At 73.7% G+C, this 24526-nt stretch carries 24 protein-coding genes; 9 read left to right on the top strand and 15 right to left on the bottom strand.

The window, feature by feature from the left end; translation table 11 throughout:
• The first annotated feature begins 117 nt into the window (after nt 1-117).
• The 3 genes from AB0G79_RS13590 (at nt 118) to AB0G79_RS13580 (ending at nt 4728) form a co-directional block, all read left to right on the top strand.
• Nucleotides 118-1896 (top strand): S8 family serine peptidase, encoded by a 1779-nt coding sequence (locus tag AB0G79_RS13590; RefSeq protein ID WP_360805187.1) that lies wholly within the window; start codon nt 118-120, stop codon nt 1894-1896.
• Nucleotides 1897-2108: 212 nt separating this feature from the next.
• A complete protein-coding gene (locus tag AB0G79_RS13585) occupies nt 2109-3002 on the top strand; it encodes a diiron oxygenase (protein ID WP_360805117.1) in 894 nt (297 codons plus the stop codon).
• Between the two features lie 55 nt (nt 3003-3057).
• Nucleotides 3058-4728, top strand: a complete 1671-nt coding sequence (locus tag AB0G79_RS13580; RefSeq protein WP_360805114.1) for an FAD-dependent oxidoreductase — start codon at nt 3058-3060, stop codon at nt 4726-4728.
• Between the two features lie 54 nt (nt 4729-4782).
• Here the strand turns inward: AB0G79_RS13580 and AB0G79_RS13575 are convergent, their stop codons facing one another.
• Together AB0G79_RS13575 and AB0G79_RS13570 are read right to left on the bottom strand one after the other, a co-directional pair.
• Nucleotides 4783-5355, bottom strand: a complete 573-nt coding sequence (locus AB0G79_RS13575; RefSeq protein ID WP_360805111.1) for a Type-2Aa cytolytic delta-endotoxin — start codon at nt 5353-5355, stop codon at nt 4783-4785.
• 53 nt (nt 5356-5408) lie between these two features.
• Nucleotides 5409-6260 carry a LysR family transcriptional regulator substrate-binding protein gene (locus AB0G79_RS13570; RefSeq protein ID WP_360805108.1) on the bottom strand — a complete coding sequence of 284 codons (852 nt, stop codon included), beginning with the start codon at nt 6258-6260 and terminating at the stop codon, nt 5409-5411.
• Nucleotides 6261-6325: 65 nt separating this feature from the next.
• On the opposite strand from AB0G79_RS13570, the gene AB0G79_RS13565 reads away from it, so the two are divergent.
• From AB0G79_RS13565 to AB0G79_RS13550, 4 genes are all read left to right on the top strand, one after another.
• Nucleotides 6326-6733 carry a DUF5997 family protein gene (locus AB0G79_RS13565; protein ID WP_360805105.1) on the top strand — a complete coding sequence of 136 codons (408 nt, stop codon included), beginning with the start codon at nt 6326-6328 and terminating at the stop codon, nt 6731-6733.
• A 91-nt stretch (nt 6734-6824) separates the two neighbouring features.
• Nucleotides 6825-7793, top strand: a complete 969-nt coding sequence (locus AB0G79_RS13560) for a universal stress protein (protein ID WP_360805102.1) — start codon at nt 6825-6827, stop codon at nt 7791-7793.
• 13 nt (nt 7794-7806) lie between these two features.
• Nucleotides 7807-8343: an NUDIX domain-containing protein gene (locus AB0G79_RS13555; protein ID WP_360805099.1), complete on the top strand. Its 537-nt coding sequence runs from the start codon at nt 7807-7809 to the stop codon at nt 8341-8343.
• Nucleotides 8344-8440: 97 nt separating this feature from the next.
• Nucleotides 8441-9241 carry a VOC family protein gene (locus AB0G79_RS13550; protein ID WP_360805096.1) on the top strand — a complete coding sequence of 267 codons (801 nt, stop codon included), beginning with the start codon at nt 8441-8443 and terminating at the stop codon, nt 9239-9241.
• A gap of 57 nt (nt 9242-9298) precedes the next feature.
• On the opposite strand, the gene AB0G79_RS13545 is transcribed toward AB0G79_RS13550, so the two are convergent.
• From AB0G79_RS13545 to AB0G79_RS13495, 11 genes are all read right to left on the bottom strand, one after another.
• Nucleotides 9299-10846, bottom strand: a complete 1548-nt coding sequence (locus AB0G79_RS13545) for a hypothetical protein (protein ID WP_360805184.1) — start codon at nt 10844-10846, stop codon at nt 9299-9301.
• Between the two features lie 169 nt (nt 10847-11015).
• On the bottom strand, nt 11016-11210 hold the full coding sequence (locus AB0G79_RS13540; protein ID WP_360805093.1) for a hypothetical protein: 195 nt from the start codon (nt 11208-11210) through the stop codon (nt 11016-11018).
• Between the two features lie 129 nt (nt 11211-11339).
• The gene (locus tag AB0G79_RS13535; protein WP_360805090.1) at nt 11340-12011 is read right to left on the bottom strand and encodes an ATP-binding cassette domain-containing protein; all 672 of its coding nucleotides are present in this window, start codon (nt 12009-12011) and stop codon (nt 11340-11342) included.
• A complete protein-coding gene (locus AB0G79_RS13530; RefSeq protein ID WP_360805087.1) occupies nt 12004-13371 on the bottom strand; it encodes an ABC transporter ATP-binding protein in 1368 nt (455 codons plus the stop codon). The genes AB0G79_RS13535 and AB0G79_RS13530 overlap by 8 nt, the downstream gene beginning before the upstream one ends.
• A complete protein-coding gene (locus tag AB0G79_RS13525; protein WP_360805084.1) occupies nt 13368-14204 on the bottom strand; it encodes an ABC transporter permease in 837 nt (278 codons plus the stop codon). Before AB0G79_RS13525 ends, AB0G79_RS13530 begins: the two co-directional genes overlap by 4 nt.
• Nucleotides 14197-15189, bottom strand: coding sequence for an ABC transporter permease (locus tag AB0G79_RS13520; protein ID WP_360805081.1), 993 nt, complete (start codon nt 15187-15189; stop codon nt 14197-14199). Before AB0G79_RS13520 ends, AB0G79_RS13525 begins: the two co-directional genes overlap by 8 nt.
• Nucleotides 15186-16802, bottom strand: coding sequence for an ABC transporter substrate-binding protein (locus tag AB0G79_RS13515; protein WP_360805078.1), 1617 nt, complete (start codon nt 16800-16802; stop codon nt 15186-15188). The genes AB0G79_RS13520 and AB0G79_RS13515 overlap by 4 nt, the downstream gene beginning before the upstream one ends.
• A gap of 89 nt (nt 16803-16891) precedes the next feature.
• Nucleotides 16892-17998, bottom strand: a complete 1107-nt coding sequence (locus tag AB0G79_RS13510; RefSeq protein WP_360805075.1) for an acyl-CoA dehydrogenase family protein — start codon at nt 17996-17998, stop codon at nt 16892-16894.
• Nucleotides 17995-19176, bottom strand: a complete 1182-nt coding sequence (locus tag AB0G79_RS13505; RefSeq protein ID WP_360805072.1) for an acyl-CoA dehydrogenase family protein — start codon at nt 19174-19176, stop codon at nt 17995-17997. The genes AB0G79_RS13510 and AB0G79_RS13505 overlap by 4 nt, the downstream gene beginning before the upstream one ends.
• Complete coding sequence (locus AB0G79_RS13500; protein WP_360805069.1) at nt 19173-20141, bottom strand: NADPH:quinone oxidoreductase family protein; 969 nt, start codon at nt 20139-20141, stop codon at nt 19173-19175. The genes AB0G79_RS13505 and AB0G79_RS13500 overlap by 4 nt, the downstream gene beginning before the upstream one ends.
• A 72-nt stretch (nt 20142-20213) precedes the next feature.
• Entirely contained in the window at nt 20214-20801 is a 588-nt protein-coding gene (locus tag AB0G79_RS13495) for an XRE family transcriptional regulator (protein ID WP_360805066.1), read from the bottom strand.
• A 67-nt stretch (nt 20802-20868) separates the two neighbouring features.
• Between AB0G79_RS13495 and AB0G79_RS13490 the strand changes: the two genes are divergently transcribed.
• On the top strand, nt 20869-21867 hold the full coding sequence (locus AB0G79_RS13490; protein WP_360805063.1) for an NAD(P)/FAD-dependent oxidoreductase: 999 nt from the start codon (nt 20869-20871) through the stop codon (nt 21865-21867).
• 102 nt (nt 21868-21969) lie between these two features.
• Nucleotides 21970-22746 (top strand): VOC family protein, encoded by a 777-nt coding sequence (locus tag AB0G79_RS13485; protein ID WP_360805060.1) that lies wholly within the window; start codon nt 21970-21972, stop codon nt 22744-22746.
• Nucleotides 22747-22841: 95 nt separating this feature from the next.
• Here AB0G79_RS13485 and AB0G79_RS13480 read toward each other — a convergent pair whose 3' ends face one another.
• The gene (locus AB0G79_RS13480) at nt 22842-23594 is read right to left on the bottom strand and encodes a PIG-L deacetylase family protein (RefSeq protein ID WP_360805057.1); all 753 of its coding nucleotides are present in this window, start codon (nt 23592-23594) and stop codon (nt 22842-22844) included.
• Nucleotides 23591-24523 (bottom strand): SIS domain-containing protein, encoded by a 933-nt coding sequence (locus AB0G79_RS13475; RefSeq protein WP_360805054.1) that lies wholly within the window; start codon nt 24521-24523, stop codon nt 23591-23593. Before AB0G79_RS13475 ends, AB0G79_RS13480 begins: the two co-directional genes overlap by 4 nt.
• Nucleotides 24524-24526 lie beyond the last annotated feature (3 nt).

The following is a 24526-nucleotide window of genomic DNA, read 5'->3' as shown; positions in this document are numbered from 1 at the left end:
TCACAGGGCCCGGCAGGCGCCACCCGCGCCACCGGGTCATCGGAGGACGCATTGTTTTCCCACATATCCAGCCGGTTGAGAATCTCGGCCATCGCCGTCGCGGCCCTCGGCACGACCATGGCGCTCGCCGCTCCCGCAGGATTCGCCCAGGCGGCACCCCTCGACACGACCGCCACCGCTGACACGGCGCCCGTCGCGGCCAACTCGGCCGACGCCGCCCGCACGCCCACGAGCACCAACGTCGTCGCCGCCCCCTCGGCCTGGGCCGCGGGCACCCGCGCCTACCTGGTCATCACCGCCCCCGGCGGCACGGCCGCCGTCTCCGGCGCGGTCGCGACCAACGGCGGTTCGGTCTTCGCCACGTACGACGCCATCGGCGTGATCGTGGCCCACTCGACCTCCGCGACCTTCGCGTCCTCGATGCGCACGGTGAGCGGCGTCCAGCAGGTCGGCGCGACCCGCACCTCCGACGTCCCGGCCGACGCCTACAACCCGGCGCTCCCGGCCAACCCGTCGCAGTCCGCGACCACCCTGACCGAGTCCAACCGCTGGGACATGACGCAGATCAAGGCCGACCAGGCCTGGGCCGTCACCACCGGTGCGGCGACGGTCAAGGTCGGCATCCTGGACACCGGCGTCGACGACCAGCACCAGGACATCGCGCCCAACTTCAACGCCGCCGACTCGGCGTCCTGCGCCTACGGCAAGGCGGACACCCGCACCGGTGCGTGGCGTGACGTCGGCACCCACGGCACGCACGTCGCCGGCACGGTCGCCGCCGCGAAGAACGGCAAGGGCGTCATCGGCGTCGCGCCGGGCGTGAAGATCTCCTCGGTCCGCATCGCGGAGCCCGGCAGCAGCCTGTTCTTCGCGGAGAACACGATCTGCGGCTTCATGTGGGCCGGTGACCACGGCTTCAAGGTCACCAACAACAGCTACTACACGGACCCGTGGCAGTTCAACTGCCCGGACAACATCGACCAGGCCGCGATCATCGAGGGCGTCCGTCGCGCCCAGGTCTACGCCGAGGGCAAGGGCTCGCTCCAGGTGGCGGCGGCCGGCAACTCGAACTACGACCTGGCGAACAAGACGACCGACTCCGAGTCCCCCAACGACTCGACGCCGGTCACCCGCACCATCACCAACGCCTGCATCGACATCCCGACCGAGCTCCCGGGCGTCGTGACGGTCGCCTCGCAGGCGAGCGGCGGCGCGAAGGCCTCGTACTCGAACTTCGGCAACGGCGTCATCGACGTCGCCGCGCCGGGCGGTGACGGCTCGACCCAGGTGTACTCGACGCTGCCTGGCGGCAAGTACGGCAACATGAGCGGCACGTCGATGGCGTCCCCGCACGTCGCCGGTGTCGCCGCGCTCATCGCGAGCGTCAACCCGGCCTTCACCCCGGCGCAGATCCGTGACCAGCTCGGCGTCCAGGCGACCGACCGGGCCTGCCCCTCGGACGCCCGCTGCACCGGAACCTCCACGAAGAACGGCTTCTTCGGCGAAGGCGCGGTCGACGCCCTCAAGGCGGTCGGCGGCTCGACCCCGCCGCCCGGCGCGTACTTCGAGAACCTGGCCGACGTCGCGATCGCCGACAACGCCACGGTCGAGAGCTCGATCACGGTGTCCGGCGTGACGGGCAACGCCCCGGCCACCCTGAAGGTGGGCGTGGACATCAAGCACACCTACATCGGCGACCTGAAGGTCGACCTGGTGGCGCCGGACGGCTCGGTCTACACGGTGCACAACCGGACCGGCAGCGGCACGGACAACATCCTCCAGACGTACACGGTCAACGCCTCCTCGGAGGTCGCGAACGGCGTGTGGAAGCTGCGCGTCAACGACAACGCCAGCCAGGACACGGGCAAGATCGACGCCTGGAACCTGACCTTCTGATCCGTACGCGGGAGGGGCCGGAGCCGACAGGTTCCGGCCCCTTTCGCGTACCCGGACGGCACCCGCGACGTACTCGCGGTAACTCCCGGGCGAGAAAGTCCGCACCGGGGGGTAGGAACACCCCGGAGTCTTGCTATACCTTCCGTCTAACAAGCTTGCTAGACGTGATGTCTAACAAGGTTCGAGGAGCCGAGGAGCCGAGGAGCCGCCCCATGGGACACGACGCACGCAACGAAGGCACCGACATCGCCTCGCGGCTGCTCACGTCCGCCGCGAAGCTCTCGTACGACCCCGCCGTCGAGGTCGACTGGGACACCCCGCTCGACAAGGACTTCCACGGCCAGAGCCCGGAGTGGAACAGCCTCTACGGGACGGCCTACTGGAACGAGATGACGGAGGAGCAGCGCAAGGAGCTGACCCGTCAGGAGACCGCGTCGGTGGCGAGCACCGGCATCTGGTTCGAGATGATCCTCCAGCAGATGGTGCTCCGCGACATCTACCGCATGGACCACACCGACCCGCGCTTCCAGTGGGCCCTCACCGAGATCGCCGACGAGTGCCGGCACTCGATCATGTTCGCGCGCGGCTCGGAGAAGCTCGGCGCCCCGGGGTACAAGCCGCGCCGCGCGGTGCTCGAACTCGGCCGCTTCATGAAGACCGTCGGCTTCGGCGAGGCCGCGTACGCCGGCATCCTCGTCGCCGAGGAGGTCCTCGACGTCATGCAGCGCGACTGGATGCGCGACGAGCGCGTCGTCCCCTTCGTCCGGACCATCAGCAACATCCACGTCGTCGAGGAATCCCGGCACATGAAGTTCGCCCGGGACGAGACGCGCCGCCACCTCGCCCGCGCGAGCCGGCCCCGCCGCCACTTCCAGGCGCTGATCGTGGCCATCGCCGCGTACTACATCATCACCAGCCTCGTCAGCCCCGAGGTGTACGTGCGGGCCGGGCTCGACCCCGAGCGCGCCGTCCGCGAGGCCGCCGCCAACGAGCACTACAAGGCGCAGCTGCGCGCCAGTTGCGCCGGGCTCATGGAGTTCCTCGCCGACGTCGGCATGCTGACGCGGCCCGCGCTCTTCTTCTACCAGCGCGCCCACCTCGTCTGACCCCGTCTCCCGTCTCCCGTCCCCTCTCCGAGCCGAGCAGAGCAGAGCCGACGACATGACCTACGCGATCACCCAGACCTGCTGCAACGACGCGACCTGCGTCGCCGTGTGCCCGGTCAACTGCATCCACCCGACGCCGGAGGAACCGGACTTCGGCACCACGGAGATGCTGTACATCGACCCGAAGGCCTGCATCGACTGCGGAGCCTGCGCCGACGCCTGCCCGGTCGACGCCGTCTTCCCCGTGGAGCGGCTCACCGGCCGCCTGCGGGAGTACGAGTCCGTCAACGCCCGCTACTACGCGGAGCGCACACCCGCACCGGTCCTGGCCTCCCCCAACTTCCACCCCTGGGGCGAGCCGTCCTTCCCGCGCTCCCTCCCCTCCGACTTCGCGCCCCTGCGGATCGCGGTCGTCGGCACCGGCCCGGCCGGGATGTACGCGGCGGAGGACCTGCTCCTGCACACCAACGCCGAGGTGACCCTGATCGACCGGCTCCCGGTGGCCGGGGGGCTCGTCCGGTACGGGGTGGCCCCCGACCATCCGGCGACCAAGGGCGCGGGCGACACCTTCGCCCGCTTCCACTCCCACCCGCGCGCCCGGCTGCGGCTGGGCGTGGAGATCGGCCGGGACGTCACCGTCGAGGAACTCGCCGCGCACCACGACGCGGTGGTGTACGCGGTCGGGGCGCCGGCCGACCGGCGCCTCGGCATCCCCGGCGAGGACCTGCCCGGCAGCGTCTCCGCGACCTCCGTCGTCTCCTGGTACAACGCGCATCCGGAGACGGACCCGGACGCGGTCGACCTCTCGGCGCTCGCCGCCGAGCGGGTCCTGGTCGTCGGCAACGGCAACGTCGCCCTCGACGTCGCCCGCGTCCTCGTCTCGGACCCCGCCTCGCTCGCCGGCACGGACATCGCCGACCACGCGCTCGCCGCCCTCCTCAGGGGTACGGTCCGCGAGGTCGTGCTCCTCGGCCGGCGGGGCCCCGAGGACGCGGCGTACACCGGCTCCGAGCTCCTCGCCCTCACGCACCTGCCGGGCGTCGACCTGGTCGTCGACGACCACGACCCGCGCACGCGGGCGGCGATCGACGCCGCCTCGGCCGGCGAGAAGGCGGCGCTCCTGAAGGACGTGGCCCTGGAGGCGGTGGACTGGACGCGGGGGCCCGCGCGCGACCGGCGCCGGATCGTGCTGCGGTTCCACTCCGCTCCGGTGGAGGCGCTCGGCGAGGACGCCGTGCGGGGCGTCCGCGTCACGGCGGCGGACGGAGGACGGGAGGGCACGGGGATCGCGACCGGGCTGCTCGTCCGGGCCGTCGGCTACCGGGGGGTGCCGCTGCCGGGACTGCCCTTCGACGAGGCCACGGGCACGGTCCCGCACGAGGGCGGGCGGATCGCCGGGATGTCCGGCGCGTACGTCGTCGGCTGGGTCAAGCGCGGCCCGTCGGGCGGCATCGGTGCCAACCGGGCGTGCGCGGAGGAGACGATCGGGACGCTGCTCGCGGACGCGGTGGCGGGGGCTCTGCCGACGCCGACGGGGACGCCGCAGGGCTTCCGGAAGCTGCTGCGGAGCCGGAGCGGGACTCTGGTGGACGCGCGCGGTCTCGCGGCGATCGACCGGGCCGAGCGGGAGCGGGGCCGGGCGGCGGGGCGGCCGAGGGTGAAGCTGGCGACCGTGCCGGAACTGGTCGCGGCGGCGCGGGGCGGGCGGTGGCGGCTGTCGCGGTGAGCTCCGCCGCTCGCGGTGGACGGCCCGGGACGGCGGGCCGGTGCTTCGTGCGGATCAGGCGCCGACGGCCTGGCGGAGCACGATCGCGTTGAGCCGGACGGCGAAGGGGACGACGTCCGTCAGCTCCAGGGCGGTGGCCTCGGCCCTGGGCAGCTCGACGGTCACGTCGACGCAGAAGGCGAGGGCGTAGACGTCGTCGCCGGTCTTCTCGTCCTGGAGGGCGAAGAAGAGGTCCCGGTAGAAGCGGGTGCGGTGCTCGGACTCCTCGTAGAAGACGAGTCCGGGCTGTCCCTCCTGGGCGGCGAGTCCGGTGAAGGCGCCGACGAGCTCGCGCTCGACGGTCTCCCAGAAGCCGGCCTCGGCGTACTCCGGGGGCAGGGCCTGGCGGACGGCCTCCTTGAGGGAGAGCACCATGACGAGGACGGGGGCGTGTTCCTGGAGCCCCCAGCCCCGCACCATGCGGACCACGGTGGCGTCGGGGACGGCGGCGGCCGCCTCCCGGATCGCCTCGAAGTCGAAGTTGACGGTCGCGGGCGCGATCGCGTCCTGGAACACCCGGTCGATCGACCGGGCCTGGTCGAGGTGGGCGGGACCCACCTCGACGACGGTCCTGAAACTGGCGGCCAAAGCTCCTCCTGGGCGATCTCGGTGATCAAGAGGGGCCAGTATGGCGGGACGGCTCAGCCGCGCCCGCGCCGGGGCTTGGCGCCCTTGCTCGTCCTGGCGCTCTTGCCGCGCGCCGGCGCGGTGCCCTTGGCGGCGTTACGCGCTCCGCTCTTGGCGCCGCCCTTGGGCCCGCCCTGCTTGGCGCCGGTCTGCTTGGCACCGCCGGGCTTCTTCTTCTGGTCCGGCCGGGGCTGCTTCTTCCCCTTCAGCTCCTCGGCGCGGCGGCCGCGGGTGCTGTTGACCGTGCGGCCTCGCACGATCCCGATGAACTCCTCCACCAGGTCCGGGGCCTCCTCGGCCGCCGGCCAGGACAGGGCCACGCGCGACTGCGGGACGTCGTTCAGCGTCCGGTAGGTCAGGTCCTTGCGGTGGTGCAGGCGGGCGAGGGACTGCGGGACGGCGACCAGACCGACACCGGCCGCGACCAGCTCGATCGCGTCCGCGGTCGTCGCCGGGCGCTCCAGGGCGGGGCGGCCGGGCGGCTGCTCCCAGCGGAGGGTGTCGTCGAGGGGGTGGAGGACGAGCTCGTCGGCGAGGTCGCCCGGGAAGATCTCCTCGACCTCGGCGAAGAGGTGGTCCTTGGGGACGACGACGACCGTGGTCTCGGTGTAGAGCGGGATGGCGCTCAGGTCGTCCCCGTCGACGGGGAGCCGGACGAGACCGGCGTCGGCGGCGCCCCCGCGGAGCAGGCCGAAGGCCTCGGCGGGCTCCGCCTGGACGAGGGCGAGGGGTACGTCGGGCAGGCGCTCGTTCCAGATCCGCACCCACTTGGAGGGCGTCACGCCCGGCACGTACACGAGCCGGAAGGAAGGAGTGGTGGGGGATTCCGCAGGGGAATCCGCGAGGGGAACGTCCGTGCCTGTCACCCCGCAAGGCTACCGGGTAGCCGACGTGGTCGGAGGTCGCCCGCATGCTCGATACCCTTGACACCATGACGTCGCACCAGAACGCCCAGACGATGAAGCCCGCGACCGCGGCGAAGAAGCTGGGTGTGTACCTCGAAGCCACCCCCGCCGAGTTCCAGGAGGGTGTCGTCTCGCGCGCCGAGCTGACCGAGCTCCAGGCCAACCCGCCGGCCTGGCTCCAGGAGCTGCGCGAGAACGGCCCGCACCCGCGCCCGGTCGTCGCCAACAAGCTCGGCGTGTCCATCGCCGGTCTCGCGCGCGGCGGCATCACCGAGCCCCTCACCACGGAGCAGATCGAGGCGATCAAGCAGGAGCTCCCCGAGTGGCTGAAGAAGGAGCGCACCACGCAGTCGGAGGTCCGCAAGGAGACCGTCCGCATCAAGGAGCGCAACGCGGAGCGCGCGGAGAAGGCGCGCCGCGAGCAGAACGCCTGAGCCCCACCCGCTCCACCCCCCCACCGGCCCGCACCGATTCGTTTCGGTGCGGGCCGGTGTGGCGTCCGAACGGGTGCGGGAGGGATCTCCCATGGATTCCTCCCTGAACGACAGGAAAGGCGCCGTCTCCGAGCCGCCGGTCGTGGTCGGCGTCGACGGCTCCGGCCACAGCCTGCGGGCCCTGGACTGGGCCCTGGGCGCCGCCGAGAGAATGGGCGCGCCGCTGGTGGTCGCGCACGTCCGCTCCGACGCGCTCCAGCTCGGGGAGGCGCGGATCTCCTCGCTGGGCGAGGAGCGGTCCCTGCCCGACACGGTCCTGGAGGCGGTCCGGACCGTGGTCGAGGAGCGGGGGCACCGGATCCCCGTGCGGTACGAGTCCCTCGACGGCAGCGTGACGGACGCGCTGCCGGCGGCGGCCCGGGGCGGGCGGCTCCTGGTGACCGGTTCCCGCGGGCACGGCGGGTTCATGACGCTGCTGCTCGGCTCGACGAGCCGGACCCTCGCGATGACGGCGCCCTGCCCCCTGGTCGTGGTCCCGCACGAGGCCCGGGCGCCGGAGGCCTCGCTGGGGCCCGGGGCGGGCCGGGTGCTGCTCGGGCTCCAGCCGGAGGAGACGCCGGACGAGGCGGTGGCCTTCGCGTTCGAGGCGGCCGGGCTGGCCGGCGTACCCCTGGAGGCGGTGACGGCGTTCCGGCTGCCGCCGGAGCCCGCCGCACTGCTCGCCGTCCCGTCGCCCGCGCTCCAGGTGCCGCCGCCACTGCCGGACGTCGAGGACACGGCGGAGCTCGTCGGAGGCGCGGAGCGGGAGCAGCTGGCGCGGCTGCGGCCGTTCGCGGAGCGCCGGCCGGAGGTGGAGGTGCGGGCCTCGGTGGTGCCGGGCGACGCGGCGGGCCTCCTGGAGGAGGGTTCGCGGGACGCCGGTCTGCTCGTCGTGGGGCGGCACCACCGGCACCGCATCGGCACGCTGCTCATCGGGTCGGTGGCGCATGCCGTGCTGCACGAGGCGCACTGTCCGGTGGCGGTGGTGCCGCCGTCGGCGGGCGTTGTCAGTGGCGACTGATAGACACGGGGGCATGACGACCGAAGACCAGGCGTCGGCCGAAGACCACGCGCCGACCGAAGACCGGGCCTCCGCAGCCCTCCGCAACGTCCGGCCGCCCGCCGCGCAGGCCTCGCTCGGCGCGGGTGTCGTCGTCGTGGACGCGCGCGGACGGGTCCTGCTCGGCCTCGACCCGTCCGGCGTGTGGGAGCTGCCGGGCGGCAAGGTCGATCCCGGCGAGTCCGTCGAGGAGGCGGCCGTCCGCGAGCTGGCGGAGGAGACCACGCTCGTGGCGGACGCCGCCGACGTGGAGGTCCTGGGGCTGGTCCTGGACTCGGTCACCTCGGCGGAGCTGACCCGGATGACGGCGGCCACGACGGTCCGCGTCTTCTCCGGCACGCCGGCGGTGGCCGAGCCGCACAAGATCGAGCGCTGGGAGTGGACGGACCCGGAACGGCTGCCGGAGGGGCTCTTCCTGCCCTCGGCCCAGGTCCTGCGGATGTGGCGGCCCGCGCTTCCGCTCCCGGACGGCCCGTTCCACCGGTACGCGATGAGCCGCCTCGCCGACTGAGCGGCGCCGTCACCCCGCGTCACCGAGCGGGGTCCGGCGGGCCTGGTTAGCGTGGCGGAGAGACCTGCAAGCGAACGCATGAGGGAGAGTTACGGTCATGGCTTCACGACCCGAGGGCACCCCGGTCTGGTCCGACGCGATGTTCACCGACGTCGAGGGCGCGAAGACGTTCTACGGCGACGTGCTCGGCTGGACGTTCGGCGAGTCCTCGTCCGAGTACGGCAACTACACGCAGGCGTACAGGAACGGGAAGGCGGTCGCGGCCGTCGTCCCGCCGATGCCCGGGCAGGACGGAGAGCCGCAGTCGGCCTGGTGTCTGTACTTCGCCTCGCCGGACGTCGCGGCGACGGCGGAGAGGATCCGGGCGGCGGGCGGCACGCTCCTGATGGAACCGATGCAGGTCGGCACCTTCGGGTCGATGTGCCTCGCGCAGGACCCGGCGGGCGTGGTCTTCGGCGTCTGGCAGGCGGGCGACCACGTGGGCTTCGAGCTGGAGGGCGAGCCCGGCTCGTACGTCTGGGCCGAGGTCTTCACGCGGGAGCCGGAGAAGTCCGACGCCTTCCTGACCTCCGTCTTCGGCTACCGCACGAAGAAGATGGCGGACGAGCACGTCGACTACAAGGTCTTCGACCTGGGCGGCGAGCAGCCCGTCCTGGGACGGATGAAGATGGAGGCGAAGGACTTCCCGCCGGAGATCCCCTCGCACGTCCAGATCTACTTCGCCGTCGACAACTGCGACACGGCCGTGCGGAAGGCCGAGGCCCTCAAGGGAACGAAGATCTTCGGGCCCATGGACAGCCCGTTCGGCCGGTTCGCGACGCTCCGCGACCCGCAGGGCGCGGTCTTCGCGGTGATCGACGTGAAGACGGCGGTCGGCGAGATGCCCGACTTCGACTGACCCGAACGGTCCGGTGGCGCGGCGCTCCTTGTTCCGGAGGGCCGCGCCACCGGCGTGTCAGGCTCCGTCGCGGACGGCGACGATGCCGTTGAAGACACCCACGTACGCGGTGCCGTCGGGGCCGAGGGTGATCGGCGCCCAGTTGTTGTCGTAGGCGTGTCCCGTACCGGTGAAGCGGCTGAAGGCGCGCTGTCCGGTGCGGAAGTCGACGGCGGTGAGGTACCAGGCGTCGATGCCGAGGGCGTTGGGGCGCTTCTCGTAGAAGTAGAGCAGCCCGTTGGCGGTGGAGAGCTTCGGGACGGTGGAGGGCGAGCGGACGTCGCTCTCCCAGACCGTGTCGCAGCCGCTGCCGTCGGCGCGGACGTCGATCCGGGTCGCGCCGCCGACGACGCTGCGGCCGAAGGTGAGCGTGCTCGGGTTCTCGTAGCCGTAGTTGTTCTCGACGACGAGGCTGTTGCCCCAGCTGATCAGCGAGTTGTCCGTGGTGGACGCCCCGGACCCGAAGACCGGCACCTTGCAGACGAGTCGTTCGCCGGCGGGGACGTCGACGTCCCTGCGGTAGACGAGGACGTTCATGCGGTCGTCGGCGTTGTCGGTGATGGCGACGTACTGGCTCCGGTCGCCGAAGAGGTCCGGGGTGGTGCCCGAACCCTGGTTCACGGAGCCGGGTTTGGTGCCGGTCCCCCGGTCGTACGTCTCGCGCCACCGCACGCGCGGGGTGCCGTCGACGTCGGCGCGGAAGCTGTACAGGGCGTGGTCGGTGACGATCGAGACGCCGTCCTCGGCGACGGAGAAGGAGTTCTGGATCTCCTCGCCGTCGAGCCGGATCGCGCGGAGCGCGCCCGTCGCCGGGTCGACGGTGCCGACGCGGCCGAGTCGGGTCACCCACCAGATGCGGCCGTCCCAGTCGGGCATGACGGAGGTGACGGGGTCGCAGACGCCGCTGGGGAAGAGGTTGGTCCAGGTGACGCAGTCGTGCGGGACGAGGGAGGTGAGGTCCCAGTCGTTCTCGACGACGAACTGCCAGGTCCCGTCGGTCTTCTGGCGGTGCGCTATGCGGAGCACGTGCTGACGGGAGTCGGCGAGGACGACGCGGTCCCGGTCGTCGAGGTAGAAGTAGGCGCCGCCCGAGGTGTCCTTGAAGATCTTCTCGAAGTCGAGGCGGGTGACGGCCTCGACGGTGGAGGAGCGCTGCGGCAGCTTGTACTCGGCGAGCGTGACCAGCGTGCGCGGGTCGAGCAGCTTGAGCAGGAAGCCGGTGAAGGTGCCGCAGACGGTGACGAGGCGGCCGGCGGCGTCGAAGGTGACGGTGGCGCACTCGCCGCCGACGGCGGCGATCTGTTCGCTGGTCACCTTCGGGTCGCGGCCGAGCGGGCCCGGGAACGGGTGGGTGCCGCTGCCCGCGCCGTCGGCGTGCATGCCGCTGCGCCCGTTCGGGGCGAGGTGCGGGTGCTGGGCGGGGGCCTGTCCCGGCACGGGCCTGGCGGTGGCGGGGGCGCCGTCGTAGTGGTCGACGAGCCGGTGCCCGACGCCGAGGGGGATCTCCTCGGCCTGGGCGACGGGGGCGCCGCCCGCGAGGAGGACCGCGCCGAGCACGGTGATCACGAGCGCGCGGGCTCGTCTTCGGGGCGGAGGGGTGGTCACGGCGGCTCCTCGGGTTGCTGACGTCTGTCGCGCCGTCGGCAGACGCTAGGTCCGCGCCCCGGAGAAGTACATGCAACTGCCCCGCGTTTCATGGGCACTTAACGATCACGCAATGATCTCCGGAGCGTCGTCACGGCTTGATGCTGGAGACCACGTTGGCGGTGGCGGCGACGCCGTTGTGGATCGTCGGGGCCATGCTCGTACCGGCGAGGAGGAAGCCGAGCAGGGCGCAGACGAGCGCGTGGGTGAGCTTGAGCCCGCCGCTGCGCATGAAGACCACCGCCAGTACGAGCAGCAGTACGAGCACAGAAATGGAAACGGCCATCGCCTTCACGTCCCTCCGTCGCCGCACCGGAATTGCGGCGTTCGGCGGACAGTGTGGCGGAATGGGCGGTCCGTCCGGGCGTATGGCGGGGCGGCCATACGGGTGAGATCGGGCCGGGCGGGGGGCCGGTTACGGTCGGGCCACCGGGGGCAGGCAGTCGGTCCACTCCACCGTGCGGTCGCACCAGCGGTGCAGGAGGGCGCGGTCGTGACCGACGGCGAGGAGCCCCGCGCCGGATTCCGCGCGGTACCGCTCGACGGCGGCGACCAGCGCCGCCGTGGTGGAGGCGTCGAGCATCGCGGTCATCTCGTCGCAGACCAGCCAGCGCGGCTTCAGGGTCAACGCGCGCGCCAGACAGGCACGTTGGAGCTGCCCGTCACTGACCTCGTGGGGGCGGCGGCCGAGCAGGTCGGGGGTGAGTCCGACGACGGGGGCGAGCTCGGCGAGCCGGTCGGCCGCCCCGGCCCCGCGGCCGGTGGCGCGGAGGGGTTCGGCGACGATGTCGGCGAGGGTGAGGCGGGGGTCGGCGGCGGTGCGGGGCTGCTGGAAGACGACGCCGACGGCGGTACGGAGCGCACGCGGCGCGCGGTGCCGCCAGGCGCGCACCTCGACGCCGTCGAGGACGAGCCGCCCCGCGTCGGGGCGGTGCAGGAGCGCGGCGACGCGGGCGAGGGTCGACTTGCCGCAGCCGCTGGGTCCGAGGAGCCCGACGGACTCGCCGGGCGCGAGGGTGAGCGAGGCGCCCCGGAAGACGGGCGCGCGGCGGTCGTATCCGGCGGTGACGGAGTCGAGTTCAAGCACGGGACTGCTCCGGGTGGTGGCAGGCGACCCCGGCGCGCGGCTCGGGGCGGGTGGTGGCGCAGAGGTCGGTGGCCCGGGGGCAGCGCGGGGCGAAGGCGCACCCCGGGGGGAGGTCGGAGAGCTCGGGCGGCATCCCGGGGACGGGGGTGAACGCCCGCTCGGGAAGGGCGTCGAGGAGCCCGCGGGCGTACGGGTGCCGGGGGCCGGTGGGCCCGAAGAAGCGGTGGGCGGGGGCGATCTCGACGATCCGGCCGGCGTACATGACGGCGACGCGGTCCGCGATGCGCGCGGCGGCGGCGAGGTCGTGGGTGATGAGGAGCAGGCCCCGTCCCTCGTCGACGTGGCGCCGCAGCTCGTCCACGGTCCGGTCGACGAGCTCCCGGTCGAGGCCGGTGGTCGGCTCGTCGGCGAGCAGCAGCCGGGCGTCCCCGACGAGCGCGAGCGCGGTGGCGGCGCGCTGGGCGAGTCCGCCGGAGAGCTCGTGCGGGTAGCGGTCGAGGTGCCCGGCGGGGAACGCGGCCCGCTCGGCGGCCTCCTCGGCGGCCTTCCGCCGCGCCCGCCGGGCGGTCCCGGTGAGGGCCCGGACGGTCTCCTCCAGGTGGGCGCGGACCGTGCGCACGGGGGTGAGGTGGGCGGCGGGGCTCTGCGGCACGAGGCCGACGCGCCGCCCGCGTACGGTCCGGGCGAGGGTCTCCTCGCCGACGGCGAGGAGGTCGACGGCCGACTCGGCGCCGACACGCGGACCGGCGGCCCGCCCGTCAGCCGTCTCCGCGGTGGAGCGGGCGCCGCGGCGGCCACCGGCGTCCTGTCCGCCGCCCGCCCCCGTGGAGAAGCCGGTCCCGCCGCGCGCCCCGGTCTTCTCGCCGCGCCCGGCACGGCCCGGCCGGCCGGCCGGCTCGCCGTCGTCGGCAGCGGCATGCGGGGCGCCGGCGCTGGCGTGGCGGTCGTCGGCGCCGGTGGCGTGGCGGCCGCCGGCACCGGCGAGCGGCGCACCGCCGGTGACGCGGCGCGCGGCGCCACCGTCGGCGGCGCGGCGTGCGCCCGCGCCCGAGTCCGCACCCGCGCCCGTACGGCCTTCGCCGCCAGGCGGGTCCGCGAGGATCGCCGTGCCCGAGGTCTCCGCGTTTCCGGGGAGGAGGCCGAGGAGGGCCGAGGCGAGGACCGACTTGCCGCAGCCGCTCTCGCCGACGAGGGCCAGGCACTCCCCCGGCGCGAGGTCGAAGTCGGCGTCGCTGACGGCGGCGACGGCGCGGCCGCCGCCCAGGCGGAAGCGGACGGTGAGGCCGCGGACGCTGAGGAGCGCGTCCCCGGCGCGTTCGGCGGCGACGGCGTCCAGGGCGCGCAGGAGGTTCCCGTTCACAGCATCAGCTCCGATCGGCGGCGCGGATTGAGGCGGTCGCGCCAGACGCCCGCGAGGCCCGCGATGGCGAGGGTCGGGATGATCAGCAGGAGGCCGGGGAAGAGCGTCGGCCACCAGTCGCCCGCGAGGAGCGAGGAGCGCGCGTTCTGGACGAGGTTGCCCAGGCTCGCCTGGTGGCTGGGCAGCCCGAGTCCCAGGAACGACAGGGCCGACTCGTGCCACATGGCGTGCGGGATCATCAGGACGGCCGCCAGACCGGCCTGCGGCAGGACGCCGGGCAGCAGGTGGCGGACGGCGACGCGCCACCGCGAGGCCCCGCCGGAGACGGCCGCGTCCACGAAGGGCCGGGTGCGCAGCGAGAGCACCTCGGAGCGGACGATCCGGGCGGTGGAGAGCCAGTGGGTGACGGCGACGGAGACGATGACGGGCCAGACCCCGGGCCGGAAGAGCGCGACGACGAAGATGCCGAGGAGCAGGTGCGGCACGGAGGAGAAGGTGTCGACGATCCGCATGAGGGTGCGGTCGGTCCAGCCGCCGAGCGCGCCCGCCGCGGCGCCGACGGCCGTGCCGACGACGGTGGCGACGAGCGCGGCGACCAGTCCGACGAGCAGCGAGACCCGCAGGCCGTAGACGCAGCGGAGCAGCAGGTCGCGGCCGAGGTCGTCGGTGCCGAAGGGGTGGTCCCAGGAGGGCGGGAGGAGCTTCTGCGAGAGGTCGACGGCCTGTTCGTCCAGGGGGACGAGCAGGGGGACCAGGACGACGGCCAGGAGCAGGACGCCGACGGTGACGGCGGAGCTCCAGAGCCGGAGTCGGTGGGTGCGCGGGTCAGCCATCGAAGCCCACCCTCGGGTCGGCGAGTCCGTACAGGAGGTCGGAGAGGAGGTTGCCGAGGAGGACGGCGGCGGTGGCGAGGACCGTGAGCGCGGCGAGGAGCGGGAAGTCGACGGCGGTCGCGGCCTGGACGGTGGCGGCGGCGATGCCGGGCCAGCTGAAGACGGTCTCGACGAGGAGCGCGCCGGTGATGAGCTCGGGGACGCGGGAGCCGACGAGGGTGAGCATCGGCAGCATGCCGGAGCGCAGGGCGTGCCCGCCGAGGACGGTGCGCTCGCGCAGGCCGCGCGCGCGGGCGCCGCGTACGGGGTCCTCGTCGAGCGCGTCGCCGACGCCCTGGCGGACGTAGAGGAAGAACCAGGGCAGCTGGGAGAGGCCGAGGACGAGCGCGGGCAGGACGAGGTGGCGGGCGACCTGGTCGGCGGTGACGGTGTCGCTGGCGGTGTCGGTGAGCCCGCCGGCGGGCAGGACGCCGAGCTGGAGGGCGAAGAACCAGATCGCGAGGAGGCCGAGCCAGTAGGCGGGCGCGGCTTCGAGGGTGTACGCGGCGGAGGTCACCGTCCGGTCGACGAGGCCGCCGCGGCGGCGGCCGGCGAGGACGCCGAGGAGGGTGCCGAGCACGATGGCGGTCAGGAAGGCGGTGACGGCGAGGAGGACGGACCAGCCGAGGCGTTCGGTGATGACGTCGACGACCGGCATGCGCATGACGGTGGAGTCGCCGAGGTCGCCGGTGACGGCTGCGGTGAGCCAGTCCCACCAGCGGGTGAGGAAGCCCTGGTCGGCGCCGAGGTTGGCGCGGAGCTGGTCGAGGTTCTCCTGCGAGGCGGTGAGTCCGGCGGTGCCCGCGTAGGCCTTGACGGGGTCGAAGGGGGAGGCTGCGGCGACGGCGAACACCGCGAGGGTGACGGTCAGGAGGACGGGGACGGCGGCGAGGGCGCGCCGTCCCGTCATCCGCGCCATGGCCCCCCAGGGGAGGCGGCGGCTCACTTCTTCGCTTCTCCGCCGCTCTTCGGCTTCCACGTCTCGACGTTCCACCAGGGGCCGGAGGCGAGGCCGTGGTCGTGCGGCTCGACCTGGGTGCTCAGGCCGTCCCAGCGGTCGTTGACGACGTACAGGTGGTCGATGTGGGTGAGGAAGGTGTAGCCGGGGTCCTTGGCCAGTTCGCGCTGGACGGTGTCGTACGCGGCCTTCCGCTCGGCGGGGACGTCGGTCTTCCGTCCCTCGTCGAGGGCCTTGTCGACGGTCTTGTTGTCGTACCGGGCCATGTTGTTGAAGCCGTCGCCCGCGAGGGAGGACTTCAGGAGGAGGTACTGGTCGAAGTCGGGGTCGCCGGGCGAGCCGCCGCCCGCGAGGACCGCGTCGGTCTTCATGCGCGGCTCGATGACCTCCCACGTGCCGGCCTGGGCGGTGATCGCGATGCCGGCCTTCTTGGCGTCGGAGGCGTAGGCGAGGGCGTGGTCCTGACGGAGCTTGTCGCCGGAGAGGTACCAGAGCGGGAACGCGGCGCGGACGCCGTTCTTCACGCGGACGCCGTCGGGGCCGGGCTTCCAGCCGGCCTCGTCGAGGATCTTCTTCGCCCCGGCGAGGTCGTGGCGGCGCTCGGTGCCCTTGGCGAACCAGGGGCTGTCGGTGGGGACGGGGCCGTAGGCGGGCTTTCCGGCGCCTTCGAGGATCCGGTCCACCATGGCCTGGCGGTCGACGGCGACGTCGAGGGCGCGGCGGACGGCGGTGTCGCCCGCGACGGCGTTGTGGCTGGGCAGGGTGACCGTGCGGTAGTCGTAGGTCTTCGCCGCGTACGTGGTCTTCGCCGCGTCGTCCTCGAACCCGGCGGCGAGGTTCGGCGGCAGGATGGCGCCGTCGAGGTCTCCGGCGCGCAGTCGGGTCGCGCGGACGTCGTCGTCCTTGACGACGGCCATGGTGAACTTCTTCACCGCGGGCGCGCCGTTCCAGTAGGTGGGGTTGGCCGTGAAGCTGAGCTTCTCGCCCTTGGACCAGCCGGTGAGGACGTACGGGCCGGTGCCGACCGGCTTGGTGGTGAAGGCGCCGGTGTTGACGTCCTGCTTCGCGGCGACGTGCTCGGGCGCGATGGCGTGGACGGTGCGCTCGGCGAAGGGCGCGTACGGGTACTTCAGGGTGAAGACGACGGTCTTGTCGCCGACGGCCTCGACCTTCTTCACCGCGTCGAGTTCGGTGCGGGAGGCGTTGTTGGTCTTCGGGTCGAGGATCGTCCGGTACGTGAAGACGACGTCCTTCGCGGTGAAGGGGGCGCCGTCGCTGAAGGTGACCCCGTCGCGGAGCGTGTAGGTGTACGTGAGGCCGTCGGCGCTGACCTCGGGGAGCCGGACGGCGAGGGCCGGCCTGAGCTTCATGTCGGCGTCGAAGGCGAGGAGCCCGTCGAAGATCTTGGAGTTGCCGTCCTTGCCGTAGCCGAGGAGGGGGCTGAGGGTCTCGGGCTCGTAGGCGATGCCGACGACCGCGGAATCCTTGGGCCCTGTGGAGCCGCCGGCGGTGGAGCCGGGGTTCGTGCAGGCCGCCGCCGTCAGGGCCACGGAACCCGCGAGTATCGCGGTGGTGGTACGGCGGCTGGATCGGGCGGTCATGCGTCCACACCCCTTTTTGGAGATCAACTGTTATTGCGAACGAGTTGCAATTAAACAGTATGTAAAGGGGTGCGGACGAAGCGGGCCCCTTACGCGGGGGCGGGAAGGCCGACGAGACCCGCGATCACGTCCTGGTGCCGGCCCGCCGAGCCCAGCGCGAGCTGGTCGGACTTGGCCCGCTTGAGGGCGAGGTGCGCGGGGTGCTCCCAGGTCATGCCGATGCCGCCGTGCAGCTGGACGCACTCCTCCGCGGCGCGGACCGCCACCTTCGCGCAGTACGCCTGCGCCACCGCGACCGTCAGCCGGGTGTCCGGGGCACCGGCGGCGAGGGCGTCGGCTGCGGCACGGGCCGCCGCCCGCGCGCCGACGACGTCCAGCCAGAGCTGGGCCATGCGGTGCTTGAGCGCCTGGAAGGAGCCGACGGGCCGGTTGAACTGGTGCCGCTCGCGGGTGTGCCGGACGCTCTCCTCCAGGCACCAGGCGGCGAGGCCGAGCTGCTCGGAGGCGAGCAGTCCGGCACCCGCGAGGAGCCCGCGCCGGACGGCGGCGCGGGTCTCGTCGGGACCGGCGAGCCGGGAGCCCGTGCCGGGCCCGGCCAGGACGCGCGCGAGGGGGCGGGTGAGGTCGAGCGGGGTCTGCGGCACGACGGTCGCCTCGGCGGCCGGGACGGCGTGGAGGCCGTCGGCGCGGGGGACGAGGAGGACGTCGGCGGCGACGGCGTCGGCCACGGCACCGGTGCCCCGGCCCGGGTCGGGGGCGGCGTCGGGGGCCGTGTCCGGGGCCGCCGTCAGCGGGACGGCGAGCACCGCGACCGTGCCGCCGCCCGCGAGGCCGCCGAGGAGCTCGGCGGCCGGGTCGCTCTCCCCCGCGAGGGCGAGCAGCGTCTCCGTGGCGACGACCGCGCTCGTGAGGTACGGCGCCGGGGTCACCGCGCGCCCGAGCTCCTCCAGGACGACGGCCGCCTCCCGGTGGCTCGCGCCCTGCCCGCCGTACTCCTCGGGCACGAGGAGGCCCGCGGCGCCGATGTCCCCGGCGAGGGACTTCCACAGGCCGGGCACGTACGGGCTGCCCGTCTCGATCCGGGCCAGGACGGTCCGGTGTCCGGCCCGGTCGGCGAGGAGGGCGCGGACGGCGGCCCGGAGGTCCTCCTCGGTGTCGGAGTAGAGCAGGTCGAGCTGGTCCGTCTGTCCGGTCATCGGGCGAGGTCCTTCCAGGGGACGTCCTTGTCGTTGCGGGGCTCGGCCGGGAGGCCGAGGACGCGTTCGGCGACGATGTTGAGCAGGACCTCGGTGGTGCCGCCCTCGATCGAGTTGCCCTTGGAGCGGAGGTAGCGGTAGCCGGCGTCGCGCCCGGTGAAGTCGACGAGGTCGGGGCGGCGCATCTCCCACTCGCCGTACAGCAGGCCTTCCTCGCCGAGGAGTTCGACCTCCAGGCCGCTGATGGCCTGGTTCAGGCGGGCGAAGCCGAGCTTCGTCGCACTGCCCTCGGGCCCCGGCTGGCCCGCGACGAGCTGCTGGCGGAGGCGCTCGCCGGTGAGGCGGGCGACCTCGGCGTCGACCCAGAGGTCGAGGAGGCGCCGGTGGAGCTCGTGGGTGCGGAGCTCGGGGCGTTCGCGCCAGGTCGCGGCGGCCTTGCCGATCATGCCGCCCTCGCGGGGGATGCGGGCGCCGCCGATGGAGACCCGCTCGTTCATGAGGGTGGTCTGCGCGACCCGCCAGCCGTCGCCGACCTCGCCGAGGCGGTGCGCGTCGGGGATGCGGACGCCGGTGAGGAACACCTCGTTGAACTCGGCCTCGCCGGTGATCTGGCGCAGGGGCCTGACCTCGACGCCGGGGTCGGTCATGTCGCAGACGAAGTACGTGATGCCCCGGTGCTTGGGGAGGTCCGGGTCGGTACGGGCGATGAGGATCGCCCAGCGGGCGACGTGGGCGCTGGACGTCCACACCTTCTGCCCGTCGATCACCCAGTCCTCGCCGTCGCGGACGGCGCGGGTCCCGAGCGCGGCCAGGTCGGACCCGGCCCCCGGCTCGCTGAAGAGCTGGCACCACACCTCGTCGCCGACCCAGAGGGGCCGCAGGAAGCGGCGCCTGACCTCGTCGGAGCCGTAAGCGAGGAGGGTCGGCGCGGCCATGCCGAGGCCGATGCCGATCCGGCGGGGGTCGTTGTCGGGGGCGTCGGCGGCGGCGAGTTCGGCGTCGACGACGGCCTGGAGGGCGCGGGGCGCGTCGAGTCCGCCGAGGCCCACGGGGTAGTGGACCCAGGCGAGTCCGGCATCGAAGCGGGCACGCAGGAAGTCGGTGCGCTCCGTACTGGCCGGCGGGTGCTCGGTGAGCAACTTCCGCGTGCGGGTACGGAGTTCGTCGGCGTCGATCACGCTTCGGCTCCTTCCGGGAGGACGACCAGGCGGCCGGTGGTGGTGCCGTCGGCGACGCGCTGGACGGCCTCGGCGGCGCGGGCGAAGGGGACGCGCTCGCCGACGAGCGGCTTGACGAGCCCCTTGGCCGCGTAGGCGGTGAGGGTCTCGTGGCAGCGCGCGACGAGGGCCGGGTCCCGCTGCGCGTACAGGCCCCAATGGAGGCCGAGGATCGAGTAGTTCTTCACGAGGGCGTGGTTGAGGGCGGGGGCGGGGACGGTGCCGCTCGCGAAGCCGACGACGACGATCCGGCCCTCGAAGGCCACGCACTTGGCGGACTGCTGGTAGGCCTCGCCGCCGACGGGGTCGTAGATCACGTCGGCGCCCCGGCCTCCGGTGGCGGCCTTGACGGAGGCCACCACGTCCTCGGATCGGCGGTCGACCACCACGTCGCAGCCGAGGGCGCGGGCGACGGCGGCCTTCCCGGGTCCGCCGACGACGCCGATGACGGTGGCTCCGGCCGCCTTGCCGAGCTGGACGGCGGCGCTCCCGACGCCGCCGGCGGCGGCGTGCACGAGGAGGGTCTCGCCCTCCTGGAGGGCGGCCCTGCGGTGCAGGCCGAACCAGCCGGTCTGGTAGCCGATGTGGAGGGCGGCGGCCTCGGCGTCGTCGAGGGCCTCGGGGGCGGGCAGCAGCCCGGCCGCGTCGGCGAGGGTGTACGCGGCGAAGCCGCCGTGCGGGAGGGCGACGGTGGTGACGACCCGGCGGCCGTCCTCGGTCTCGGCGCAGACCTCGACGCCGGGGGTGAAGGGCAGCGGGGGCCGGACCTGGTAGTGGCCGCGGCAGAGGAGCGCGTCGGGGAAGTTGACGTTCGCGGCGCGGACCCTGAGCAGGACCTGCCCGTCGGCGGGGGTGGGTGGCTCCACCTCCTCGCGGCGCATGACCGCGCCCGGTTCGCCGTTCTCGTACACACGCCATGCCTGCATCCGCGAGCCTCCTCCGTACCGGTTGGTCGGTCGACGGCATACTAAGCGGTCGCTTGCACCTGGCGGAACGGCTCAGCCCGACTTCTTGGGGCGCGCTCGCACGTGCATGCGCTCCCCCTGCGGCCCGTACAGACTCAGGAACTCCACCGGCTGGTCGCCCGCGGGGCCGAACCAGTGCGGGACGCGGGTGTCGAACTCGGCGGCCTCACCGGCGCCCATGACGACGTCGTTCTCGCCGAGGATCAGCCGGAGCCTGCCGGAGAGCACGTACAGCCACTCGTACCCCTCGTGGACGCGCGGCTCGGGCGGCTCGGAGGTCCTCTCCTGGACGATCTTGTACGCCTGGAGGCCACCCGGCTGACGGGTGAGCGGGTACATCGTGCGGCCGTGCCGGACGATGGGCTTCGCCCTCACCCGGGGGTCGCCGACGGCGGGGGCGCCGACCAGCTCGTCGAGCGGGACCTGATGGGCGCGGGCGAGCGGCAGGAGCAGTTCGAGGCTGGGCTTGCGCTGCCCGGACTCCAGGCGGGAGAGGGTGCTCACGGAGATGCCGGTGTCGGCGGAGAGCTCGGCGAGGGTCACCCCGCGGTCGCGGCGGACACGGCGGAGGCGAGGGCCGACGTCGTCCAGGACGGCGGCGATGCGGTCGTCTTCGGTCATGGATCCAGTGTTGCAGAAACGGCAACATCACTTGCCGCGCTCTCTGCATCCCGGCGACGCTCGACGCATGAACGCACCCACGGAGAACACCCTCCCCACGGCCCCTCACGACCACGGCCGCGGCCACGACTACGACGCGGTGGTGATCGGCGGCGGCGCCGCCGGGCTCAGCGCCGCGCTGGTCCTCGGCCGCTCGCGCCGCCGGGTCCTCGTCGTCGACGCGGGCGAGCCGCGCAACGCCCCCGCCGCCCACATGCAGGGCGTCCTGTCCCGCGACGGGACGAGCCCGGCGGAGTACCTGGCGGCCGGCCGGGCCGAGATCGCCGCGTACGGGGTCGAGTGGCGGGACGGACGGGCGACCGGCGCGGAGGCCGACGGCCGGGGCGGTTTCACCGTCACCCTGGCGGACGGCGGGGCCGTACGGGCCCGGCGGCTCGTCGTCACGACGGGCCTCGTCGACGAGGAGCTCCCCGCGATCGACGGCCTCGCCGGGCGCTGGGGCCGGGACGTGCTGCACTGCCCGTACTGCCACGGCTGGGAGGTCCGCGACCGGGCCTTCGGCGTGATCGCCCACCCGACGACACCCGCGCACCAGGCGCTCGTCGTCGCGCACTGGTCGAAGGACGTGACCCTCTTCCTGCACACGGCCGCCGAGCCGACCGAGCGGGAGTCGGCGCTGCTCGACGCGGCCGGCGTCCGGGTCGTCCGGGGCGAGGTGGCGGGGCTCGCCGTGGAGGACGACGCGCTCACCGGCGTACGCCTGGCCGACGGGCGCACGGTCCCGCGCGAGGTGCTGTTCGCGGCGGCGGCGCGGTTCACGCCCCGCGACGGGGTGCTGCGGCAGCTGGGCGCCGCGTCGCGCGAGACGCCCTTCGGCCCGTTCGTCGCGGTCGACGAGACGGGGCGGACTAGCGTGCCGGGCGTGTGGGCGGCGGGGAACGTGACGGGAGCGCACGAACAGGTCGTCAACGCGGTGAGCGCGGGCTACCGGGCGGGCGTGGCCCTCAACGCCGAGCTGCTCTTCGGGGACCTGGAGGCGGCGGCGGACCGCCGGTCGGCGGGATGAAACGGGGAGGGCGCGGTGCGCCGCCCCTCCCGATGGGCGAGGATCGGCCATGGTGGCCTGAACAGCATCAGCCAGGCGTCAGGTAAGGACGGGACAGCGCCCATGCTCGGTACGGATTACACCACCGGTTCGCCTTGTTGGATCGACCTCGGCAGCCCGGACACGATGGCCGCCGCCGACTTCTACAGTGCCGTCTTCGGCTGGGAGTTCGCGTCGGCGGGCCCGGAGGCCGGGGGCTACGGCTTCTTCCAGCAGGACGGGCGGACGGTCGCCGCGATCGGCCCGCTCACCGAGGAGGGCGCGAGCTCCGCCTGGACGATCTACTTCCACACCCCGGACGCCGACGCCGCGGAGAAGACGGCGGCCGAGGCGGGCGGCACGGTGCGGACCCCCGCGTTCGACGTCATGGACGCGGGCCGGATGGCCAACCTCACGGACCCGGGCGGCGCGCGGTTCGCCGTCTGGCAGCCCGGCCGGACGAAGGGCCTGGACCGGACGTCGTCGAGGAACACCCTGGTCTGGGCCGAACTCCACGTCGCCGGCCCGGAGAGCGTCCTCGACTTCTACCGGCGGCTCTTCGGCTGGCGGTGGGCGGAGATGGAGGCGCCCGGCATGACGTACCGGGTGATCTCCACCGCCGAGGGCGACCAGGAGGACGCCTCCTTCGGTGGCGCCGCCACGCTCCAGGAAGGCATGCAGCCGGCCTGGATCCCGTACTTCGCGGTCGAGGACGCCGACGAGATCGCCGCCTCGGCGGCGGAGAACCGCGGCTCGGTGATCATGCCGGCCGCCGACATCCCGGACGTGGGCCGCATCGCCTGGCTGGCGGACCCCTTCGGCGCGCCCTTCGCGGTACTGAAGCCCGCACCGATGGGGTGACCGCCGCCCGCAGCGGCCTCCCGCCGACTTCTGCCTCAGAGAGGCCCAGGACACCCGCCCATCAGCCGCGTCAACAACGCTGCGAGTCAATACACCTAGCGGCCGAAGAGTTCGAACGCGACCGCCGGGCGGCCGCCGAAGCGGTCGGCCGCGCGCGAGGTGGTGCCGGTGAGGAACTCGCGCACGTACTCCTCGGGGTCCTGGTCCGTCAGGGCCTCGATGTAGGCGCGGTGGCAGAGCAGCGAGCGGATCGCGCGGTCGAGGCCCGGGGTGGCGTCGACCGCGTGGGTCGGGGTGCTGGAGGCGGCGACGGCGACCCAGCGGACGCCGTTCCAGGGGTCGAGGCCCTGCTCGGCGAGGTCCGGGAAGATCCAGCGGTTGCCCGCGTCGGCCGCCGCGTCGAGGACGGCCCGGCCGACGGCCAGGTGGTCGGGGGTGTTCCACGGCGCGCCGGGGCCGCCGCCCCAGGTGTCGCGGTGGTTGAGGGTGATGACGAGCTCGGGGCGGTGGCGGCGGATCGCCGCCGCGATGTCGCGGCGCAGCGGGAGCCCGTACTCGATGACGCCGTCGCGGTGGTCGAGGAACTCGACGGTGTCGACGCCGACGACGGCCGCGCTGTCGCGCTGCTCCTGCTCGCGCAGGGGACCGCACACGTCGGGGGCGAGGGTGTCGATGCCGGCCTCGCCGCGGGTGGCGAGGACGTACACGACCTCCTTGCCCGCGTCGGTCCAGTGCGCGACGGCGGCGGCGCAGCCGTACTCCAGGTCGTCGGGGTGGGCGACGACGGCGAGGGCGCGCTGCCAGTCGCCGGGCATGTCCGCGAGGTCCGTCACATCAGTCTCGATCATGAACGCAGGATACGGGCCGCGTCCGCGGCGGTCGGGCGGAACGCCCCGGCGAGGATGACGGACCGTGAGATGTTGCGCGGGCGGTCGGGGTTGAGGCCGCGGCGGGCCGCGAGGGCGACGGCGAGGCGCTGGGCGCGGACGAGCGCGGCAACCGGGTCGATGGCGTCGGCGGCGAACAGGGCGCCGGTGGAGTCGACTTCCTCCTGGAGACCGGAGGGGGCCGGGCCGAAGCAGCAGACCAGGCTGGCACGGTCGCTGATCGCGATGGGGCCGTGCCGGTACTCCATCGCGTTGTACGACTCCGTCCAGGCGCGGGCGACTTCACGCAGCTTGAGTGCGGCCTCGTCGGCGAGGCCGACGGTCCAGCCGGTGCCGAGGAAGGTGAACTGGCCGCGGCGCTCCCAGGCGACGGGGAGCTGTTCGTACAGGACGAGTTCGGCGTCGGCGATGGCGGGGCCGAGGTCCACGCCGAGCCCCGCGCGCAGGAGTTGGAGGGCGGTGGTGGCGAACCGCGTCTGGACGACGGAGCGTTCGTCGGCGAAGCCGAGGTCGACGATCCGGTCCGCGCGCTGTCCGGCCGGGCTGTCGGGGACGCCGGTGACGACGAGGGTGGGGACACGGCCCGCCGCCCCGGTGAGGAGGTCGACGACCTCCGTCGTCGTACCGGAGCGGGTGAGGACGACGACCCGGTCGTAGGCGCGGCCCAGCGGGGTCGGGTCGGAGGCGGGGAAGGCGTCGGTCTCGCCCGCGCCGAGGGACTCCCGGAGGGCCGCGTAGGCGCGGGCGATGGCGTAGGAGGTTCCGCAGCCGACGACCGCGACGCGCTCGCCCCGGGAGGGCAGGAGGCGTGCGTCGCGGTCGGCGAGGTCGGCGGCGCGGCGCCAGCAGTCGGGCTGGGCGGCGATCTCGGCGCTGACGTGGGTGCTCATGGG

The organism is Streptomyces sp. NPDC020807, from assembly GCF_040641575.1.
Lineage (GTDB): Bacteria > Actinomycetota > Actinomycetes > Streptomycetales > Streptomycetaceae > Streptomyces.
Note: the sequence above shows the minus strand (reverse complement) of the source record. Positions and strands in the feature narration are given on the sequence as shown.

Bases quoted from the DNA above. Each gene is read 5' to 3' on its own strand.
- AB0G79_RS13590 (WP_360805187.1), top strand. From the start codon at position 118: ATGGCGCTCGCCGCTCCCGCAGGATTCGCCCAGGCGGCACCCCTCGAC.
- AB0G79_RS13585 (WP_360805117.1), top strand. From the start codon at position 2,109: ATGGGACACGACGCACGCAACGAAGGCACCGACATCGCCTCGCGGCTG.
- AB0G79_RS13580 (WP_360805114.1), top strand. From the start codon at position 3,058: ATGACCTACGCGATCACCCAGACCTGCTGCAACGACGCGACCTGCGTC.
- AB0G79_RS13565 (WP_360805105.1), top strand. From the start codon at position 6,326: ATGACGTCGCACCAGAACGCCCAGACGATGAAGCCCGCGACCGCGGCG.
- AB0G79_RS13560 (WP_360805102.1), top strand. From the start codon at position 6,825: ATGGATTCCTCCCTGAACGACAGGAAAGGCGCCGTCTCCGAGCCGCCG.
- AB0G79_RS13555 (WP_360805099.1), top strand. From the start codon at position 7,807: ATGACGACCGAAGACCAGGCGTCGGCCGAAGACCACGCGCCGACCGAA.
- AB0G79_RS13550 (WP_360805096.1), top strand. From the start codon at position 8,441: ATGGCTTCACGACCCGAGGGCACCCCGGTCTGGTCCGACGCGATGTTC.
- AB0G79_RS13540 (WP_360805093.1), bottom strand. From the start codon at position 11,210: ATGGCCGTTTCCATTTCTGTGCTCGTACTGCTGCTCGTACTGGCGGTG.
- AB0G79_RS13525 (WP_360805084.1), bottom strand. From the start codon at position 14,204: ATGGCTGACCCGCGCACCCACCGACTCCGGCTCTGGAGCTCCGCCGTC.
- AB0G79_RS13515 (WP_360805078.1), bottom strand. From the start codon at position 16,802: ATGACCGCCCGATCCAGCCGCCGTACCACCACCGCGATACTCGCGGGT.
- AB0G79_RS13510 (WP_360805075.1), bottom strand. From the start codon at position 17,998: ATGACCGGACAGACGGACCAGCTCGACCTGCTCTACTCCGACACCGAG.
- AB0G79_RS13500 (WP_360805069.1), bottom strand. From the start codon at position 20,141: ATGCAGGCATGGCGTGTGTACGAGAACGGCGAACCGGGCGCGGTCATG.
- AB0G79_RS13495 (WP_360805066.1), bottom strand. From the start codon at position 20,801: ATGACCGAAGACGACCGCATCGCCGCCGTCCTGGACGACGTCGGCCCT.
- AB0G79_RS13490 (WP_360805063.1), top strand. From the start codon at position 20,869: ATGAACGCACCCACGGAGAACACCCTCCCCACGGCCCCTCACGACCAC.
- AB0G79_RS13485 (WP_360805060.1), top strand. From the start codon at position 21,970: ATGCTCGGTACGGATTACACCACCGGTTCGCCTTGTTGGATCGACCTC.
- AB0G79_RS13480 (WP_360805057.1), bottom strand. From the start codon at position 23,594: ATGATCGAGACTGATGTGACGGACCTCGCGGACATGCCCGGCGACTGG.
- AB0G79_RS13475 (WP_360805054.1), bottom strand. From the start codon at position 24,523: ATGAGCACCCACGTCAGCGCCGAGATCGCCGCCCAGCCCGACTGCTGG.